This window comes from candidate division KSB1 bacterium (assembly GCA_022562085.1).
GTDB lineage: Bacteria > Zhuqueibacterota > Zhuqueibacteria > Oceanimicrobiales > Oceanimicrobiaceae > Oceanimicrobium.
The window spans coordinates 1-2,773 of the sequence record JADFPY010000457.1; the positions used below are offsets into that span (position 1 = coordinate 1).

Here is a 2,773-nt window from a genome sequence, read left to right on the forward strand (position 1 = left end):
AGTAGTTGTTCAAACGGTTCAGATTGTGGTTCGCAAAAAAACGCTCTCACAATCTAACCTTATTCGTTTTGTTTATTGTGATTTGCTGTTTGAGTTTTATCCCCGACTAAACTTGTCCCCGAATTCTTTAATCGGGGAACATTCGGGGACAAGCTTGGGATTTGATATGGATTCGACTTAGCTCACCACAGGTTTGGGATTTCCGGCTTGCCCCGTTGGATCTGTATCCCACGGGGCTTGTCCGGCTTAGGTCATATCATTTATTTTTCTTGAAAATAAGAGGTTGTAAGTACTATTTTACAACGGCTCAATTTTATACCTATCAGTTGCACAATTCCTGGGGGAAAAGCAACTCCTTTTTATCTGTGTTTCACATCATGTCGGGAGGGTCCTATGAAAGGGCAAAGCTTTTACCACGCTCATTTTGATGGCAGCATTGGAGAGTACGGTCCAATCTTTTTTAAAAACCTCATCTTAACAATTCTTACCCTGGGAATCTACAGCGCCTGGGCTGCCACCGAAAATCGCAAATATTTTCTTTCCCATTTAGAAATTGCCAGTAAAAGATATTTTTATCATGGCACAGGGCTTGAGCTGCTTATTGGACGCTTAAAAGCAATGGGAATTCTTCTAATTGTAGCTTTAGCTTACGTTTTACTCTTTATAACTTTCCCGAAACTTTTGGATGACACCTATTTTATTGCGGGACTATCTTTATTTGTCTTTCTTTTCACCCTGCTCCCTGTTGCGATTGTCTGGATGCTCAAATACCGTTTGTCACGAACAAGTTGGAATAACATCCGCATGAACTTTAGCGGCGACTGGCGGGAATTTTTGCCAATCTATGTAAATGGTGCTTTGCTGACTCTCCTCACCCTTGGCTTTTATGCCCCATTTTTTACAGTTCGAGTTTACGATTATTTGATTGGCAAATCCCGGGTAGGAAACAAGCACTACCGTTTTGATGGCGATGGCAGGGAGCTTTTTCCCCTCTTTTTAAGAGGAGTCGTTCTAACTTTACTGACACTTGGGATTTACTATTTCTGGTTCCTGGCTGATTATTACAGCTATCTTATCAATCACACCACAATCGATGGCTGCAGATATCATTTCAAAGCAACAGGGTTAAGCTTCTTAACGCTAATTGTACCCAACGGTTTGATCCTCCTGCTTACCTTCGGACTTGGCACGCCAATCGTCTTTGTGCAAAGCATGAAGTTTTTTGCAAAACACCTTTACCTCGATGCGAACTTTGATCCCCAAAGTATGAAGCAGGGCCACGTTGACACAGTTAATGCGACCGGGGAAGGATTACATTCTCTGTTAGAGGCAAACTTGTAGATGTACCCGGCCAAAGATATATTTTTACTCGCATTTTAATGCTTCACACGGGTTCGCCCAAATTGTCAACAGGTCAGCAAGAAGGCTACGACTTCAGTTCGGAAGACCCTGAGCAGCATGGCGCGAGCCACTGTTAACCACCAAAACACATCCCCAGTCAAACTAAAGCATTTCCCTCCCGGAAATTTCAGCAACCCGGCCCTTTTCATTTAAAAACAACCTGCTTTTTTTCAAAGTCATGAGAAAGTTTTTGCTTGATTTTTTTTAAATTGATGAGTAACTCTGTTTTAGAAAAGTTTATGTCCCCCCAAACATTAATGACATTCATCATCCAAAATCAAATAGCAGATAGGTGCCCAAATGATTAACAAAATCAACCGCAGAGATTTTATTAAAAAAAGTACAATCGCCGGTATCGGGGTGGCAATGGCTCCGGCGATTTCCTTTGGAAAATCACTGAATTCAAAAGCGAGAATTGGTTTAATTGGCGTCGGGCTGCGGGGGACTGTGCATCTGCAGAATCTGCTCCGTCGGCACGACATAGAAGTTCCGGCGATTTGTGACATTGACATGGAGCGCATCGATATCGCCCAGTCCATGCTCAAAGAGGCTGGTAAGAAGAAAGCAAAAGTTTATAGTGAGAATGAAACGGTTTATAAAAAGCTGTTGCAACGCGATGACCTGGACGCTGTGATGATTTCCACGCCCTGGGTATGGCACTTTCCAATGGCCCTCGACGCCATGAACGCCGGAAAGTTTGTTGGCCTGGAAGTTGCCGGGGCGTTTTCAGTGCAGGAGTGCTGGGATCTGGTCAACACCTCAGAGGCCACCGGCGTGCCTTGTATGATTCTGGAAAACGTCTGCTACCGGCGTGATGTCATGGCGGTGCTTAATATGATTCGGCACGGTTTGTTTGGTGAGATCATTCACTGTCACTGCGGTTATCAGCATGATCTTCGGGCGATCAAATTTCAGCCCGGGGCGGAGTTTGGTGACAAAGGTCAGGCTGAATCCGTTTGGCGCACGCAGCATTCCATCAACCGCAACGGCGAGCTTTATCCAACGCATGGGGTCGGGCCGATCGCGACCTATCTCAACATCAACCGGGGAAACCGCTTTGTTTCGCTCACTTCATCGGCGACAAAATCGCGCGGGCTGCACAATTACATTATCGAGCAGGGCGGTGAAGATCACCCGAATGCGAAAATCAAATTCAAGCTTGGAGATATCGTCACCACGGTTATCACTTGCGCCAACGGCGAAACCATTGTGGTCACACACGACACCAACCTGCCCCGTCCGTATTCACTCGGCTACCGGGTGCAGGGCACCAAAGGCATCTGGATGAAAGATGGAGATCAAATTTACATCGAGGGGCGAAGTCCTGAGCCGCATAAGTGGGAGCCGTCTCAGCCCTACCTCGAGGAGTTCG

General features: G+C 45.8%; 2 protein-coding genes. Both read left to right on the forward strand.

Going from position 1 to position 2,773, the window contains the following annotated elements; all coding sequences use genetic code 11:
* Positions 1-393: 393 nt before the first annotated feature.
* Positions 394-1,341: a DUF898 family protein gene (locus IH879_22165; GenBank protein MCH7677632.1), complete on the forward strand. Its 948-nt coding sequence runs from the start codon at positions 394-396 to the stop codon at positions 1,339-1,341.
* Positions 1,342-1,701: 360 nt separating this feature from the next.
* Positions 1,702-2,773: Gfo/Idh/MocA family oxidoreductase (locus IH879_22170; GenBank protein ID MCH7677633.1), on the forward strand; the 1,072-nt coding region annotated here is incomplete at its 3' end.